The 17,352-nt window shown below is 40.7% G+C and carries 13 protein-coding genes and 1 pseudogene; 8 read left to right on the top strand and 6 right to left on the bottom strand.

The window, feature by feature from the left end; translation table 11 throughout:
* Both ABWV72_RS08725 and uvrA read right to left on the bottom strand, forming a co-directional pair.
* Positions 1-405, bottom strand: a complete 405-nt coding sequence (locus tag ABWV72_RS08725; RefSeq protein WP_353370025.1) for an acyl-CoA thioesterase — start codon at positions 403-405, stop codon at positions 1-3.
* Between the two features lie 18 nt (positions 406-423).
* Complete coding sequence (uvrA, locus tag ABWV72_RS08720) at positions 424-3,264, bottom strand: excinuclease ABC subunit UvrA (RefSeq protein WP_216050499.1); 2,841 nt, start codon at positions 3,262-3,264, stop codon at positions 424-426.
* 268 nt (positions 3,265-3,532) lie between these two features.
* Here uvrA and ABWV72_RS08715 point away from each other — a divergent pair, with 268 nt between their 5' ends.
* From ABWV72_RS08715 to ssb, 3 genes are all read left to right on the top strand, one after another.
* Positions 3,533-4,882 carry an MFS transporter gene (locus ABWV72_RS08715; protein ID WP_353370022.1) on the top strand — a complete coding sequence of 450 codons (1,350 nt, stop codon included), beginning with the start codon at positions 3,533-3,535 and terminating at the stop codon, positions 4,880-4,882.
* Between the two features lie 78 nt (positions 4,883-4,960).
* Positions 4,961-5,827 (top strand): HpcH/HpaI aldolase/citrate lyase family protein, encoded by an 867-nt coding sequence (locus ABWV72_RS08710; protein WP_353370020.1) that lies wholly within the window; start codon positions 4,961-4,963, stop codon positions 5,825-5,827.
* 309 nt (positions 5,828-6,136) lie between these two features.
* A complete protein-coding gene (gene ssb, locus ABWV72_RS08705; protein ID WP_353370018.1) occupies positions 6,137-6,715 on the top strand; it encodes a single-stranded DNA-binding protein in 579 nt (192 codons plus the stop codon).
* Between the two features lie 249 nt (positions 6,716-6,964).
* On the opposite strand, the pseudogene ABWV72_RS21220 reads toward ssb, so the two are convergent.
* A pseudogene (locus ABWV72_RS21220) lies at positions 6,965-7,338 on the bottom strand (IS3 family transposase); the annotation flags it as partial.
* On the opposite strand from ABWV72_RS21220, the gene ABWV72_RS08700 reads away from it, so the two are divergent.
* From ABWV72_RS08700 to ABWV72_RS08680, 5 genes are all read left to right on the top strand, one after another.
* Positions 7,337-7,528, top strand: coding sequence for a hypothetical protein (locus tag ABWV72_RS08700; protein ID WP_353370016.1), 192 nt, complete (start codon positions 7,337-7,339; stop codon positions 7,526-7,528). The pseudogene ABWV72_RS21220 and the gene ABWV72_RS08700 overlap by 2 nt on opposite strands.
* A gap of 152 nt (positions 7,529-7,680) precedes the next feature.
* A complete protein-coding gene (locus tag ABWV72_RS08695) occupies positions 7,681-9,234 on the top strand; it encodes a S1C family serine protease (RefSeq protein ID WP_353370014.1) in 1,554 nt (517 codons plus the stop codon).
* 14 nt (positions 9,235-9,248) lie between these two features.
* Positions 9,249-10,160, top strand: a complete 912-nt coding sequence (locus ABWV72_RS08690; RefSeq protein ID WP_353370012.1) for a hypothetical protein — start codon at positions 9,249-9,251, stop codon at positions 10,158-10,160.
* 467 nt (positions 10,161-10,627) lie between these two features.
* Positions 10,628-12,865: a heparinase II/III domain-containing protein gene (locus ABWV72_RS08685; protein ID WP_353370010.1), complete on the top strand. Its 2,238-nt coding sequence runs from the start codon at positions 10,628-10,630 to the stop codon at positions 12,863-12,865.
* A 260-nt stretch (positions 12,866-13,125) separates the two neighbouring features.
* Positions 13,126-14,274, top strand: coding sequence for a serine hydrolase domain-containing protein (locus ABWV72_RS08680; RefSeq protein ID WP_353370008.1), 1,149 nt, complete (start codon positions 13,126-13,128; stop codon positions 14,272-14,274).
* A 32-nt stretch (positions 14,275-14,306) separates the two neighbouring features.
* On the opposite strand, the gene ABWV72_RS08675 is transcribed toward ABWV72_RS08680, so the two are convergent.
* From ABWV72_RS08675 to ABWV72_RS08665, 3 genes are all read right to left on the bottom strand, one after another.
* Positions 14,307-14,810 (bottom strand): hypothetical protein, encoded by a 504-nt coding sequence (locus tag ABWV72_RS08675; protein WP_353370006.1) that lies wholly within the window; start codon positions 14,808-14,810, stop codon positions 14,307-14,309.
* 26 nt (positions 14,811-14,836) lie between these two features.
* Positions 14,837-15,952, bottom strand: a complete 1,116-nt coding sequence (locus ABWV72_RS08670; RefSeq protein ID WP_353370004.1) for a DUF3500 domain-containing protein — start codon at positions 15,950-15,952, stop codon at positions 14,837-14,839.
* An 89-nt stretch (positions 15,953-16,041) separates the two neighbouring features.
* Positions 16,042-17,289: an Lcl C-terminal domain-containing protein gene (locus ABWV72_RS08665; protein WP_353370002.1), complete on the bottom strand. Its 1,248-nt coding sequence runs from the start codon at positions 17,287-17,289 to the stop codon at positions 16,042-16,044.
* Positions 17,290-17,352 lie beyond the last annotated feature (63 nt).

Raw genomic sequence — 17,352 nt, 5'->3', positions numbered from 1 at the left:
TTAAGCTTCCTGCTGGGGATACAAATGTTCTTCAAGTTGGGATTTGATTGTGCCGTCTATTGGTACCGATTTATTGCTTTCAAAATCGAACCTCACTAGGGTTGTAGTACCTGAGGCGACTTTCTGATCTTGTTGCCAAATTTCCTGATAAGTATCGAATGAACTATTGCCCACTCGGCTCACGTAAGTGCGCACTTCTACTGATTTGCCGTAATAAATCTGCAAATGAAAGTCGATTTTGTAACTGGCTAAAATCAACGGCCAATTTTGCAAATCTAGATCTGGTGTAAACATTTTGAAGATCGGCTCTCTGCCGCATTCAAACCAGCCAGCAACAACAGTGTTACTGACGTGAGCCAAACCATCTGTTTCATAAAACCTGACTTTAAAGTGTTCGCTAAACATACTCTAATCCGTGTCTAATTATGCCTGTCTGGCATTGTCTAAAATTGGCTTAAGGAAATGCGCAGTGTGCGAACCTTTTACCTTACTCACATCTTCTGGTGTACCTTGAGCGATAATATTGCCCCCGCCTGAACCACCTTCAGGACCAAGATCGATAATCCAATCTGCGGTTTTTATTACATCCAGATTATGCTCAATAACCACAACTGTATTACCGTGGTCACGGAGTCTATGTAATACTTCCAACAGTTGTTTTATATCGTGGAAATGCAGACCGGTAGTTGGTTCATCTAAAATATACAGAGTTTGACCGGTATCACGCTTAGATAACTCTTTGGCTAGTTTCACCCGCTGTGCTTCACCACCGGAGAGGGTTGTCGCCGATTGACCTAAGCGAATATAAGACAAACCTACATCCATTAGCGTTTGTAGTTTGCGCGAAATCGCCGGGATGGCATCGAAAAATTCTCGGGCTTCTTCCACGGTCATGTTTAACACTTGATTGATGTCTTTACCTTTGTAAGTAATTTCCAGTGTTTCACGGTTGTAACGTTTACTTTTACACACATCGCATGGCACATACACATCTGGTAAGAAGTGCATTTCCACTTTAATCAGACCATCTCCCTGACACGCCTCGCAGCGTCCACCTTTGACGTTGAAACTGAATCGACCGGGTTTGTAACCGCGAGAGCGAGCTTCTTGGGTTGCCGCAAACATTTCACGAATTGGCGTGAAAATACCCGCGTAAGTGGCCGGATTTGAGCGTGGTGTGCGACCGATAGGACTCTGGTCGATATCAACCACTTTGTCTAACTGCTCAAGACCGGTGATGTCTTTGTAGGGAGCGGCTTCACCGGTGGTTGCGCCGTTTAACGCGTGATGGGCTAACTTGTAGAATGTATCATTCACTAGGGTCGATTTACCCGATCCTGACACACCAGTAACACAGGTCATTAGTCCCACAGGAACGTGTAAATCTACCTGTTGTAGGTTATTACCGGATGCCCCCGTCAGTTTCACCCATTTGTCATCTTTGACTTTATTACGTTCTTTGGGGATTTCTATACGTTCTCTACCAGATAGGTACTTCCCAGTAAGTGAGTCTTCACTTTCTAGGATGTCTTTAAGACTACCTTCAGCAACGATTTGACCGCCATGGACACCGGCTCCTGGGCCTATATCGACGATATAGTCGGCTTCTTTTATGGCATCTTCATCATGCTCTACGACGATAACCGTGTTGCCCAAATCTCGTAAGTGACGCAGGGTTTTTAATAATCGCTCGTTGTCTCGTTGATGCAATCCAATAGATGGTTCATCTAAAACGTACATAACGCCAACTAAGCCTGCACCTATTTGGCTGGCTAAGCGGATCCGTTGGGCTTCACCGCCTGATAAGGTATCGGCACTTCGTGACATGGAAAGGTAATTCAAGCCCACATTGACTAGAAAACTTAACCGGTCGTTGATTTCTTTTAAAATCTTTTCCGCAATCTGCGCGCGCTGTCCTGTTAAGTCTAATTCAGCAAAAAAGGAGAGTGCATCAGAGATCGACATTTCAGTGATTGTTGGCAGGGCAGTTTGACCAATAAAGACGTTTCTGGCTTCCAAACGTAAACGTGCGCCACCACAACTATTACAATGTTGTTGGCTGAGATATTTGGACAGTTCTTCTCGCACCGCGTTAGACTCTGTCTCTTTGTAGCGGCGATCCATATTGGGAATAATGCCCTCAAATGGATGTTTGCGCTCCATAATATCGCCACGATCATTAATGTATTTGAATTTTATTGCGGTACCTTTGCTGCCGAATAAAATCACTTCTTTGTGTTTTTCTTCAAGCTCTTCAAATGGCACCGTCAAACTAAAACCATAGTGATCAGCGACGGCTTGTAACATTTGGAAGTAGTAGTAACTGCGTTTGTCCCAACCGCGTATTGCGCCGCCAGACAAACTCAATTCTTCATTGCTGACAATTTTTCCCGGATCAAAAAACTGCTTGTTACCTAACCCATCACAGGTTGGACATGCGCCAGCTGGATTGTTAAACGAAAACAATCTAGGCTCGAGTTCGGCCATGCTGTAACCACAATGAGGACAGGCAAAATTGGCTGAAAACACCAATTCGTCTTTTGCTGGGTCGTCCATAAACGCGACTTTGGCCGCGCCTGCAGATAACTGCAATGCTGTTTCAAACGACTCTGACAATCGCAATGCCAAATCTTCACGCACTTTAAAACGGTCGACAACCACTTCTATCGTGTGCTTTTTATGCAGGTCAAGTTCAGGTGGATCGGACAAATCGCAGACTTCACCGTCGATACGTGCACGTATGTAACCTTGCGCCGCTAAGCCTTCAAGGGTTTTAATGTGTTCGCCTTTACGCTCCTGCACCACAGGTGCAAGCAACATTAACTTTGTGCCTTCTTCCATCTCTAGTACACGATCAACCATTTGACTGACAGTTTGCGCCGCTAAAGGAACGTGGTGAGTTGGACAGCGCGGTTCACCCACTCTGGCGTACAACAGTCTTAAGTAATCATATATCTCGGTAATTGTTCCTACCGTAGAACGTGGGTTGTGAGACGTGGACTTTTGTTCGATGGAAATAGCAGGTGATAAACCTTCAATGTGATCCACATCAGGTTTTTCCATCATTGACAAAAATTGTCTGGCATAGGCGGAAAGGGATTCTACATAACGCCGTTGTCCTTCTGCATACAAAGTATCGAAGGCTAATGAAGATTTCCCCGAACCCGACAAGCCAGTAATCACAATTAGTTTGTCACGAGGAAGCGTTATATTAATATTTTTCAGATTGTGGGTGCGTGCACCCCTAACTTCAATTTTATCCATGGATCCAGAATGTTGCCTGACCAAAAGATCAGTATTACATAATTGCAATTCATGCTCTATTAGGAACTGACTAATTAGCTAAAAAAAGCCAAAATATTTTATTTAAAACGACTTTTCAACGATCTATCGCGTATTTTAATGCTGTGATAAACTTCGCGGCCAATTAGTATTAACTTCTTTATCAAAATAATGGTCAATCACCTTTGTGATTCACGAACTTGATATTAGACGACTTCAATTAGCTCTATATAAACCAAAGTGATTTGTTTTGAACGCAACTGAATTACGCGCAGCCTTGTCTCTTGCCTTTATCTATGTCCTAAGAATGTTAGGGCTATTTATGGTTATGCCAGTATTAGCTATCTTAGCCAAAGAGTACCCTGATTATTCGGTGCTTATGGTGGGTATCGCCATTGGTGGTTACGGACTAACTCAGGCGTTGCTACAAATTCCAATGGGGATGTTGTCAGACAAATTTGGCCGAAAACCTGTCATAGTCGTTGGACTGCTGATGTTTTGTTTAGGCAGCCTAATCGCTGGTTTTGCAGACAATATGTGGATGCTGGTGTTGGGCCGTATACTGCAAGGAACTGGCGCAATCGCTGGTGCGATAATGGCGTTAGCCGCGGATGTAAGCCGTGAAAATCAACGACCTAAAGTGATGGCAATTATTGGTATCGCTATTGGCTTTTCATTCTATCTAGCGTTAATGATTGGCCCGATGATTTCCAATGTTTGGGGGCTGTCGGGGATATTCTTTGTCACTGCATTGTTAGCATTTTTGTGTGTTTTTATCGTGGGATTTGTGGTTCCATCACAACAAAACTCAGCGCCATCTGGCGATACGCTGCCTACGTGGAAAGACTTGGGTAACTTGTTTGGCGATAAACAAATTCAAAAATTAAACATTAGCGTATGTCTGTTGCATATGATGATTACGCTGTTTTTCATGCAGTTACCGGTCATGCTGCAACAAATGGGGTTATTGATCGACTCTCAATGGCAACTTTATTTACCTGTATTGTTAATCTCGATTGTAGGTTTAACGATTTTGATGGGCTTAAATAGAAAAGTCTCGCAGAAAGTGCTGATGTTAGTGTCGATATTTTTACTCATCATTGCCTGTGCTGGTTTATCTTGGTCATCAACCTTGTTCTCGTTAGCCGGCTTTGCAGTAATATTTTTCACTGGTTTTAATTACTTAGAAGCAAATTTACCTGCATGGGTATCGAGCATTGCCCCAGCGGGTAAAAAAGGCTCTGCAATGGGAATGTATGCTAGCTTCCAGTTTTTTGGTGCTTTTTTAGGAGGGATGTTAGCCGGATTCCTCAACCAATATTTCTCCCCGTCACAAGTTTTAATGTTCGCAATCGCCATTTTATTTATATGGACAGGCATCATTTATAACCTTAAAACAGTGAATAAATATCGACGTTATACCCTAAGCGGTATTAATCGTTTTCAGGATTTAGACTCATTAAGAAAACAGTTGTTGGCGATGCCAGGCGTTGTTGATCTTGCCTTAGTGACTGAGGAAGACAGCGTATACGTGAAAGCAACGGCCGAATTTGACCTTCGACAAGCACAGCAACTGGTATTGAAAACTGCGCAGCAATAAAACTGGATTGGCAATAGTTAAATCAATCATGAAACAGTTTTGAGCTGAATTTAATGGCCGACTTAGGCGAGGACACAGATGACTAAATTAATTCCTTGGCGCTCGTTGTTATTTATACCTGCCAATAATCAAAAATTTATTGAAAAAGCCCATACTCGTGAAGCCGATGGCTATATTCTTGATTTAGAAGATAGTATTCCAATTGATCACAAGACTACAACACGCGCTAATATTCTTGCTGCTGCTCAAGTTGTGGCTAAAAGTGGGGCTGATACCTTAGTTAGAATAAACGCAGGATTGCGTCTTGCAGTAAGAGACTTAGAAGCGATAGTCGACCCGCAAATATGTGCCATAGTTATCCCTAAAGTCAGTAGCGCTGCCCATATTCAATTAATTGCTGAGACAATTGGTGAGATTGAACAAGAAAAGCAAATGCCCATAGGATATACACGACTTATTGCACAAATTGAACATGTTGAAGCTATGCCTAAATTGGATGAAATTGCCGCTAGTTCACCGCGTTTAATGGCAATGACAATGGGCACTGAAGACTTATCTTTGTCAATCGGTATGGAACCCACCACCGAAGCGCTCATTGGTCCATGTCAGCAAATCATTATGGCTTGTCGGCGCGCGAATATTGCACCTATGGGATTCCCGGCCTCCATTGCCGATTTCAGTGATCCTGCTAAGTTCCAAGCCGCCGCTGAGTTGGCAAATAAAATTGGGTTTGCCGGTGCACCTTGCGTGCATCCGATGCAGGTTAAGATATTGAATCAAGTGTTCATGCCCACTGAGGAACAAATACAACAAGCTAATGAGCTCATTCAATCTTTCCAGTTGCAATACGAACAAGGAACAGGTGCCACGAATTTTGCTAATAAAATGATCGATTTACCTGTAGTACAGCGGGCTGAAAACCTTTTAAAAAGGCTAAATCGATAAAACTAGACTAGCTCATTGAGCAAATTCAATTATATTAAAGTTAAGGAATTTAAACTAAATTTAGTTCCGATTTTATTGAGATAAAACTGTTTAATCGGGTTACAATACCGCGGATAATATCGAATCATTGATGCCAAGTTTTTTAACTAAATTGGCAGCAAACATACCTTTTCAATAAAGATATTTGGGTAAGTTTCTGAATTCAATAACCAATTTAGAAATATCAGCTTGGATGCTAAATAAAGTCTGACCTGAGATATACGAAGATGGTAAAGACAACTCATTTAGCGACGAATAATAGGAGTACACATGGCAACTAAAGGTGTCAACAAAGTCATTTTAGTGGGTAATATTGGACAAGATCCAGAAGTAAGATATATGCCTAACGGCAATGCAGTAGCGAACTTAAGCTTGGCTACCAGTGAAAGCTGGAAAGATCAAAGCGGTCAGATGCAGGAACGTACGGAGTGGCATAGACTGACTATGTACCGTCGTTTAGCTGAAATTGCTGGTGAATATCTGCGTAAAGGTTCGCAAATATATGTTGAGGGCAAATTGCAAACACGTAAATGGCAAGATCAAAGTGGTCAAGACAAATACACCACTGAAATTATCGTTGACCAAATGCAAATGCTCGGTGGCCGTGGTGGTCAGTCTGACAATCAGCAAGGTGGCTATGCCAATCAAGGCGGTGGCCAATATAATCAAGCGCCGCAAAAACCTGCACAAGCTCCTCAACAAAATTATGCTAAACCTCCCCAACAAGGCGGTGGTCAGCAATACGGTAACGCACCGCAACAAAACCCAGGTGCAAATCAACAAAATCCAGGAAATAAGCCTCCTATGGCTGAGCCTGATTTTGACTTTGATGATGATATTCCGTTCTGAGGCGGAACTGAGACTACTCTTTGTAAAGTTTAGTATAAAACTAATATGTAGCAGATAGATAAGAAAAGTTTATAGTTGAAAGTCACATTTCCTGTAAACTTTTTTTAGTTTATATAATGGTTATGCTGTACCTTGCAGTATTTGTAAAGAATTGGATCGGTGATTCAGATTGCAGTGTATCATTCCAATCAGGTTTATCAAATTGAAGCACAAATTCAAAACTTAAAAAAATAAATTGGTTTTTGTTATTCAGTTGTTTCTTTGTTGGTAATGGTTCTCAAAGTTTATCGCCGACAGTAAATTATTGGAGCCCCGTTTTAGTTTTACGTTATAAAACATCTCAATATAATTAAATATATCCGCTCATGCATCTTGACTAGTCGTGTAGGTGCGCTTATTTATTCGCTCACGTTAAAGTAGTTGGAAGAAGCTCCCAGCAATAGCATTATCGTGACAGTGCGGCGTCTGGGCATACTTCCTTCCAATTCATGATCCTATAGGAACGATTGCCTTTCGTAGATACTATATTGGCTACCAAGATAACTATGAACCATCATTTTTATGGTTTATTTACTTCTCCAAATAGCCATTAATAACGCATCGAAACCGAGCCGCTTTGTCATGTTACCCAATGAAGCGGAAAAAATGATAGACCAAACATTGCTATACACTGTATCAACTCGCCCAAGTGAAAGGCTTGTGATGATGGGCGATGAAAGTGTAATTGAAAAGGCGATTAAGGTGGGTTCAAGGGCATTAAATCGAGCAACTTTTCTCAGAGAAAAGATAAATTTAGCATTTGAGCTGATTTAGTCTGGAAGGGGAATTCATTGGAAGTGCAAACTTTGTAACAGGTTTGTTTAATTTAACTACTTAGTACATGAGATCAATGACATAATATTTTTAATTGGTTATATTTATCCCAAAAAAAATATAAAACAAAAAAGATTATAAAGGGAACTGGTATGAAAAAGATTTTACCATTAGCTATAGGGATCAGCATTATATTAACTGGCTGTAATTCCACACCAAATTATCGAAAAATTTCTGAATCCGAAATTACAAACCACCAGAGCCAGATTACAGACTTTCAAGCCGAAAATTATTACCCGCAATGGATTCAGCCTTCAAATAAATCTGAAAAATGCGAAATGCTTATGGAAGGCTATACTGAGCAACCCCATCAAGGCACAGTAGAATGGGATGGAAACTGTAAAGACGGCAAAGCCGAGGGACTTGGTAAAATTAGTGTTACAAATGGTAGTGTTAGAGGTTTTGAGATCACTTACCATAACAAAGGAATTACTGATCAACTCTTTTATAAATGGGTCGAAGGAACAAATAATGTAGAGTTTGGTACCTATATTCGTGAAAATGATCAAATGACCAAGCAGTTAGCAAATTCCGCGACTTTAAAGCCAAATGGAGATATTGATCTCATCTATTTTCAAGGGGAGCAAAGTCTTACCACAGGAATATCCACTGGTATTGGAAGAAAGAACTACGCTGATGGATTTGCTAAACTATCAGGACAATTCGGCAACTTACGTTTTTTCGGAGCCAGAGAGTTCTTTGATAAAAATAACCAGCCAGCTTATACAACTTGGGGCTTCTACGATATGAACGCTGACAAGCCTGACAAGTATATTGTAGTGAAAAATAAACATGGGGTATTTCATCAGAAATGGCAGTTTGGTACTCAAAAAGAAAATGTTACCTTACCAGAGAGTTATACAGATGAAACTTTAAAAGTATCAATTCAAGCCTCGACATTGGCAAATAGAGCAAACAATGCAGGACAGCTTGCACTAGCTATGAAGCAAAGATATGACTCTCTGAATGTTACTTCATCAACCGTGACAACAAAACCTGACAACACAAAGCCAGAGTCGCCCAAAGGTATTTCTACAGGCACGGGCTTCTTTATTTCTAATGATGGTTATGTGCTTACCAATAGTCACGTAATAGAAGGTTCATCAAACATTTCAATCATTCTAAATGGTAAATCTGTATCGGCTAATCTAGTTGATCATGACCCTAGCAATGATATCGCCTTACTGAAAGTAGTTAAGGCTGTTGAAGGTTTACCGATTGAGCTTAAAAACAAAACAAAGCAAGGAACCGCAATCGCCATTTTAGGTTATCCAAATATAGGCTTACAAGGCAACGAACAAAAAGCGACATTTGGGTATGTTAATGCCAATTCTGGTATCCAAGGTGATACTCGGTATTTTCAAATTGATTCTCCTATACAGCCCGGAAACTCAGGTAGTCCAATGCTAAATGATCAAGGTGTTGTCATTGGTATTGCTTCAGCATCGTTAAATCAATCAGAGGCTATTAAGGCTACAGGAACATTAGCACAAAATGTAAATTATGCCGTTAAAATAGCTTATGCACTCCCAATGTTGATAAATCATGGTGTTGACTATATTGAACCAGCCAAGCCAAAAGCCTTAGAAAAAACAGAGCTGATAGAAAGTATCTCTAATAGTGTTGTGCTTGTTGTAGCTGAATAATAAAAGTCGAACAGATGAATTTAGAATGTGAATTAGTTAATTTTATTGATGATAAGGCAATAAGAGAATGCGGTGATACGGCCTTACTAAACTCGTCTGTTTATACTCGGCAGTTAAATGATCATATAAATGGCATACATGAACTTTCTAACCATGAAATAGCAGAAAAATTAGATTGTTTGGTTAGGTATTTTACAATTACACTCGATTTCCCATTGCAGGATATGGAGCTTTTAAGAGTTCGCCTTTGTGAAGGTAAAAACTTTAATAATGTTGATGAGTTATCATATATTAAACAGACTAACGACACGTTTCCTAAAGCTGGGAGAATGAACTTATCAGGGCAATCACTGTTTTATGCTTCTGTAGCCGTCAGGCAAGATGATACTGCACTTCGAGTTGTTTTGTCTGAAGCTAGAGCTAAGCAGCTTGATCGCCTTAATGTTGTGCGCTCTCATCAAATCTCAGGTAGCGATCTAAATGTACGGCTTATTGGTTTATGGGATCAAGTCAGGCGAAATGAAAAGCCATATTATTTAAAGAACGATACTTTTGACTACTGTAAAAAGGTCAGAGAGTATATGGTTCAAAAATTTGACCCTAAATTGCTTTTAGCTTTTGACTTAACTGATCGGTTCTTTGCTGATATTTTGTCTCGTGCTGGTAGTGAGCGTTTATATGAAGTGACATCAGTTCTTAGCTCTATTTTCATAGATGGAAAGGTTGATGGGGTGTTATATTCATCGGTACAAGCGAAAGGAGAAGCTGTAGTAGCTTTAAAACCACAAGCAGTTGATGATAAATTAGAACATCAGTTCGTTACAGATGTCTTGGTTGAGAAGTCATTTGGTTATGAGTTTTATCAGTTTAAAACGTTGGCTAAAACATCTGATATTGATAAGATGTCAGGTAAGTTAAAGTGGTAATGAGCTTAACCACTACTTCCTATAGTCAAGCTTAAAATGTAGATTAAACGTAGTTTAAAGCCCTATAAATGCAGTTAATCTACAAATTTTGATTGAAGTGTATATAATAATTCCAGAACTACTTCTTGAGGCTACGTTGTAAAAGGATTTTTAATTCACTCATTCACCCTGCTGTTATTTTTTGTGAACATTACCGCTCTAGACAAAGACAAAATTAGAAATGTAGAAAAATAATATCAAAAGCCGCTATTAAGCGGCTTTTTTAATCGCATTTTTGTATGTTATGGGCGATGACATTCCGCTGTTCAGATTTTTCTAGTGAGGAAAGCTTACAAATCAGTGGTCTGCTTTTATACTTCAGTGATTCTGTTATTGTACAGTCCCTAAGTTGTCATCAATATGTTAATGTTCTAGTCACTAGTGAATGTTTGCCAAACGGCTTTTGTTAAAAAAGGAACCCAAGCTTAATGAACCTCAAAAAGTTCTCAGTTACTTTGCTATCCATTGGGATTAGTATTTCGTCTTTCGCCCTTAGTGCAAAGGAACATCCAAATCTTATTCTGACCGAGCCTGGTGTGGAAAGAATCCGAGCAAATTTAGGCCAGGTTCCTTTATTTGACGAATCTCTAGCAACAATCAAGCAACAAGTTGATGTTGAAATTGCATTGGGCATTGATACACCCATTCCTAAGGATTTTTCTGGCGGTTATACCCACCAACGTCATAAACTTAATTTCTTTACTGCGCAAAAAGCAGGTGTGTTGTATCAAGTTTTAGAAGATGAGAAGTACGCTAAGTATATTCGTGACATGTTGTTTCAGTATGAAGCAATGTACAAAGACTTACCTCTTCATCCCCAAGAGCGTTCTTACGCCCGAGGAAAGCTATTTTGGCAGTGTCTAAACGACAGTAACTGGTTGGTTTATATGAGCCAAGCCTATGATGCGATTTACGATTATTTGAGTGAAAGTGAGCGTGACAAACTTGAAACTAACTTGTTTCGCCCTTTTGCTGACTTTTTATCATTAGAGAATCCGCAGTTTTTCAATCGTGTCCACAACCACAGTACTTGGGGTGTTACAGCTGTAGGTATGATTGGTTTGGTAATGGATGATGAAGAACTCATTCAACGCGCACTTTATGGTATTGAAGATGACGGTTTGGAAGTCGGTGGTAAAGATAACGACGGCGGAACAATCAAAGTTGAAGGGCAGCGCAAAGGTTTCTTTGCCAACTTAGAAGAACCTTTTTCACCAGATGGTTATTATACTGAAGGGCCTTATTACCAACGTTATGCCATGTACCCATTCTTGATACTGGCACTGGCCATGGAAAATAACCGTCCAGAACTGAAGGTGCTGCAGCATAAAGACAACGTGTTATTTAAAGGCGTTGATGCATTGCTTAATCTGTCTGATGCCGACGGCGAATTCTTCCCCATTAACGACGGCCAAAAAGGCATGTCATATTACACCAGCTCTTTAGTGTCAGCGGTGAACTTGGCGTATTTCTATGGTGATAAAAATCCTGAGTTATTGAGTATCGTTGAAAAACAAGGACAGGTGCTTATTGATGAATCTGGCCTAGCTGCAGCGATTGGTGTGCGCGATGGCAAAGCTAAAGCTTTTGCTAAAAAATCGATTAATTTAAGTGACGGTATTAATGGTAAGCAAGGTGGAATTGGGATTTTGCGCTATGGTAACGAAGATCTCACTCTAGTCTTCAAATATGCTGCTCAGGGTTTGAGTCATGGCCATTACGATAAGCTTTCTTATTCTTTGTATGAAAAAGGTGATGAAGTTTTACAGGACTATGGCTTAGCACGATTTGTTAATATAGAGCAGAAAGGCGGCGGCAATTACCTTAAAGAGAACACCACTTGGGCGAAAACAACGATTGCCCATAATACTTTGTCGGTAAATGAGAAAAAGCACTTTAATGGTAGTTATGATATAGCGAGTCAACACCATTCAGAGTTGTTTACTTTTGATGCCGAGAAAGACAATGTCCAAGTAGTGAGCGCCACAGAAAGCAATGCTTATCCTGGCACATCCATGCATCGCACTATGGCAATGATTAAGGACGAAAATTTCGAGAAAGCCTTTTTACTCGACATTATGCGCGTTGAATCAGATAGCAAAAATCAATACGACTTCCCGTATTACTTTATGGGACAGGTTTTGGACATGAACTTTGCTTATGACTCGCCAAAAGTTTTGCGTCCGTTAGGCGAAGACAATGGTTATCAACATCTTTTTGTTGAAGGTAAAGGCAATGCGGTTAGCGGAAATTCAAAATTCTCATGGTTGGGTAATGGCAAGTATTACACCTTAACTACAGTGACTGATAACAGTGATGAATTACTCTTTACTCGCATAGGTGCAAACGATCCTGAATTTAATTTGCGTCGTGATGCTTCTTTATTATTGCGCAGAAATGCCCAAGATACCCTGTTTGTTTCGGTCATCGAACCCCATGGTTCATACGGACCAGTGACAGAGTTATCACAAAACTCAAAGAGCAGTATTGCTGAGTTGAAAGTGGTTGTTGATAACGACGACTATACAGGCGTAACTATTACTGACGTGAAGGGCAATGAGCAGCTATTCATTATCTCCAACGATAATGCTTCTAAAACTGCCAAGCATAGTGTGAAAGTCAATGGCAAAAAATATAAATGGACTGGTCCTTACTTTTATCAGTAAAATTTAAGTCTATCAATAGAAATCAAAGTCTATCCATAAAAGCTAAGCCGTGGGATTCTCTGTTTAAATATATGAACAGAGATGAAAACGGCTTTTTTATTGGGGTAATTCTTCGCTATTAACTCTATTCTTCTAGTGCCCAAACCTTAAAATTCGCCGATGTGAAATTTTGATATTAATTGAATGTTGGTCGGAAAATAACCTATTATTAGTAAGCTATATTATCTTTGACTAGCATAAAATAACTCAAGGAAGACCCAATGAAATTTATACAGCCGATAATGATTGCCGTTCTAATATGCGTGTCTAAACCATCAATGAGCAGTGAGTTTAATGAAGCTGTAGACTCCATCATGGAGAGCGCAATAGAAGATGGCGCGCCAGGATGTAATTTAGGCATTATCCACAACGGTAATTTTATCCACAAAAGCGGCTACGGGTTGAGTAACCTTGAACTCGAAACGCCTTTAGATGGCACGCAAGTGCACCGTATGGCGTCTGTTTCTAAGCAATTTACTGCCATGGCAGTGTTAATATTGGCTCAAGAAGGCAAAATAAATTTAAATGAGGATATTCGCACTTATCTTCCATCGTTGCCTGATTACGGTCACAAAATTAGCATTAATGGCATGCTCGGGCATTTTTCCGGTATGGGGGATTATGATCTCATCGCCTCTGTTTACGAAGGCGAGAAAAACCCCAAATCGATAGAATTAAAGTCTGCCGCTGGGAGCCCGTTTCGACTCGGAAACGAGGATTATTTAACTATTCAAGAATTCTTCGATGTTGTGCGTACTGTGCCCTTAGCGCTAGAGCCAGAACAACAATTTCGTTACAGTAATCTGGCCTATTTTTTATTGTCGATGCTGGTGGAAAACGTTTCTGGCAAATCTCTTCGGCAATATTCTCACGAACATATTTTTTTGCCACTGGGCATGAAGAATACCTTTTTTAGTGATGATCCTGTAGAGATAGTGAAAAATCGTGCTTATGGATACAAGCAGCGTAAGGATGGCACTTATATTACCGATATGACGAACTTGTTTTGGGTAGGTGATGGCGGTTTACACACCAATTTAGACGATTTACTAATTTGGAATAATCATTTTAACGCACCTAAAGTGGGTAAAGATCCGCTGCGCTTGTTAGTTGATATGAATACGCCGAATAGTCAATTTGAAGCTGATGACGGAGTGCTTTACGCAAACGGCCAATTTGTTAAACAAGTTAATAACCACCAAGTATTCTTTCATTCTGGTGGCTGGCTAGGCACTCATACCTTCTTTAGCCGCATTCCTGACTTAGATCTGGCGATTGCTTGGATGTGTAATGATATTTCCAATCAGAAGTTGGATCAAAGCCTGGAACAAGTTCAGGCTCTAGTTAAAAAGAAATTTTCTGTCAAGTAACGGTAAAAGATGCCAACTGGCATCTTTTGAGTTTACTCAGTGTCAACGCCAGATAGGGTTACAGAGGTATTATTCCTACGTAATTTAGCTAACAGCTTTGGTTCACTATTTGCGCCAAGTTCTTTGGCAGGTAATAACCAAACTTGCGCTTTGTGTGTGACGATACGCTCAATAATAACTTGATATTGAAGGTCTATAGCCGTATTTCTCCCTCCTTCTGGGGGTGAAAGACGGACGTTCACATGCCAGTAGCCATGGTCATCCGGAGGAACAATACTGTCAACTTTCTCTGACCACAATAGGTTGTGGTCTTGCTCTGAGGTGGCCGTCATATTATCGGTCACATATTGCCCAATAGAATCTTTGTTGGGCACCTCTTTTAATGCCGCTTGCAAACGATCTTGTGGTAAATGTATAGCTAATAACCACTGATCACCTTGTTGTTGCGCTTCTACCTGCGACTCGTGCATTGGGTGGGCATAACTTGTGGTGCTGAACACCAATAAGAACAGTGCGCTTAAGTGTCGTATCATCATTTTTCCTTTCGTTCGTAAATTGCTAACTACAAGTCGAAGTTTCCGCCATAATCTAGTTCTTTATCACGCCAGATACTGTGGTAATGGTTGTCGCTAAATACCACTCCACCTTGAACCGTAAATTCGATCCATATACTCGGCCCGTCTATTCGAGCGTAAGCGCTTTGGGAAACCATATCTGGATAGGATGCATAGGCAACGTAGGTTTCAGCGAGTTGTTCGTCACTGATATAGTCGTCTAATTGCCCAGTTTCGTTGGCATCAGCGGCATAGGCTGTAATCACTGCGATGACTAAGTCTTTTTGTTGGTCTGTTAGCTCTGATACACTTAAACCTTCTTGTTGTTCTGGGTAGTTACCATCGTCCTGAGGACCTACCAAAACATCATCGTATTCACCTTCCAATAATGCCGTTACCAATTGGCCAGAATCGAGGCTGTCGAATAAATTTACAAGGGCATCATGATGTTTTGCCATAGGTGCATAAGTTTGATTGTCTACCGTCCAACTCACCGGTTCTATGGCAACAAAGTTGGGAGTCAGACTGACAGGCTCAGCATTAAAGCTTGAAAAAAACGTGTAGTGATGTCCGGTGAATTCAACCATCCAGGCGGCGGTTGTTGAGGGGGAACCTAACAGCGCAATGGCGTAATTATCTTCACCATATACATTACCATCGAATGTACTTAAGTATTCGTCTGCCATCCGCACTCCTTCCATAGTTTCATTTCCATCAGCACTTAATGCTGCTGATAGTAGAGCTTCAGCAGCTGTTTTAGCCTCATCGCTGGATAGGTTGTCTATCAAAATACCATTGTAATCGATGGACGGGGCGGGAAGGTTAGACCATGTTTCAGTCGCATTGTTTTCGGTTAGATCATTTAGAACTGTGTCTATTTCTGAATCGGTGAGTGTTGATAAAAAGTTTTCTGCTAAACAAGCCATAAGTTCAACTTGTAGCGTTAAACTACTGCAATCTGAATAGGTATAGGTGGTCTCAACCGTATCTGAAGCATCATCAGTATCTGAGCTCGAAGAGTCTGATGAACTGGACCCACAACCGCTTAATAATGCAGTCATTACACTGGCTAGCAAGAGTCTAGAACCAGCGGTGCACAAGGGCAGTAAGGAGAGTTTGAACATGAGTAAAAAATCCTTTGTCATTATGTCTAAATTAAAACGCTTGTTTAACGGCCGCAATTAACGACCTTGTTGCAAGCGAAAGTTTGTGTTTATTGGTTTGGGCTATCGACATCACGTACTAGACGAACCCAGTTTTCGATTGATATGTAATCTGAAGCCATTTCTGAGGCGAGTTCGTAATCTTTAGGACTCCCCGTTTTGGGATCACTGCGTTGGGCTCCTGCTCCATGCCAATCATAGTATTGGGTAGCTTTCGCATTTTTCTTACTCCACGCTTGGGCAAATGACACATAATTTGCTGTCCATTTAAAGTCGCCTTGTGTTGTGCTGCTCCAAAAATAGTAACTATCTTCTGTAGAGCTAAAGGTAGTAAGAGTGGTGTTGAAATATTGTGTGTTGATAGCCGGAAAGGTGGCTTTCTCATAATCCACTAAGCTTTGTAGTTCCTTGGAATTCGGCAAACGCCAATCACTATAACCCGCAAGGGATGCGTTATCGGCGTAAGCCAGTGCTTCAACCCAATTCATGGGCATACCACTGTCATTTTTGGCCCACATCAAGCCGGTGGAGGTGTCAGTTATTGTTTTGTCACCGTTGTCTACATAGTCCATTTGATAAAGAGGGGTATAGCCTCGTACTGCTCGAACAAAGCATCCTGGCACAAACATACCGTCACTGCTTTGGATGTCACTTCCATCTATGTAGCGTCCGGTTTCGTAGGCTTTAATATGACCATCTGAAAAATTAAAGCCAAATGCCCCCTGCAGTCCACCATGTTGGCTAAAATTCTGAATGGCGTTTTTCACATAGATAGTCGATGACCAGAACTGACCTGCAAAAGGAAGATGTTTATCATAAGTATAGTCAAATACATTAGTATCTATATAGGGCTGACTTTCCCCCTTGTCTCCAGGTTTTAGTAATTGACCATCGAAGTTGGCAATCGAGTACAACTCTTTAATACTGGGTATGCGCCAATCTGAATAGCCTCCTAAGGTCATGTTTTCAACATACTTTTGGGCGGCTTGCAAAGTATAGCGCTTAAATTGGTGGGCTTTTTGCCACATCAAGCCGGTATTTAAGTCGGTTATTGTGCCATCGCCATTGTCTCTATAGCGTAATCTATTGCCTTGAACAGAGGCATCTTGCCCCGTATAAAAGCTAGTGTTAGACGGAACCAAAACATGACCTTTGGTATCATATTGTTTTGACTGTCCTGTATCGGGCAATTTGGCCGAAGTTGAAGTGTTTTCAGCCTGAACAGATAGCATAAAAAGCAATGAAAAAGCCAGCGCGTAACCCCGCTGTTTGTCGAACACATGTTTACTTATATTCATTACACTTGCCTAAAATGTCAGTCAGTAGGGTAAATGTATAATGTGCGGTTAGCTTAGTCGTCC

Origin of the sequence: Aliiglaciecola sp. NS0011-25 (genome assembly GCF_040370605.1) — a bacterium.
Classification (GTDB): Bacteria; Pseudomonadota; Gammaproteobacteria; order Enterobacterales; family Alteromonadaceae; genus Aliiglaciecola; species Aliiglaciecola lipolytica_A.
This window is presented reverse-complemented; position numbering and strand designations above follow the sequence as displayed.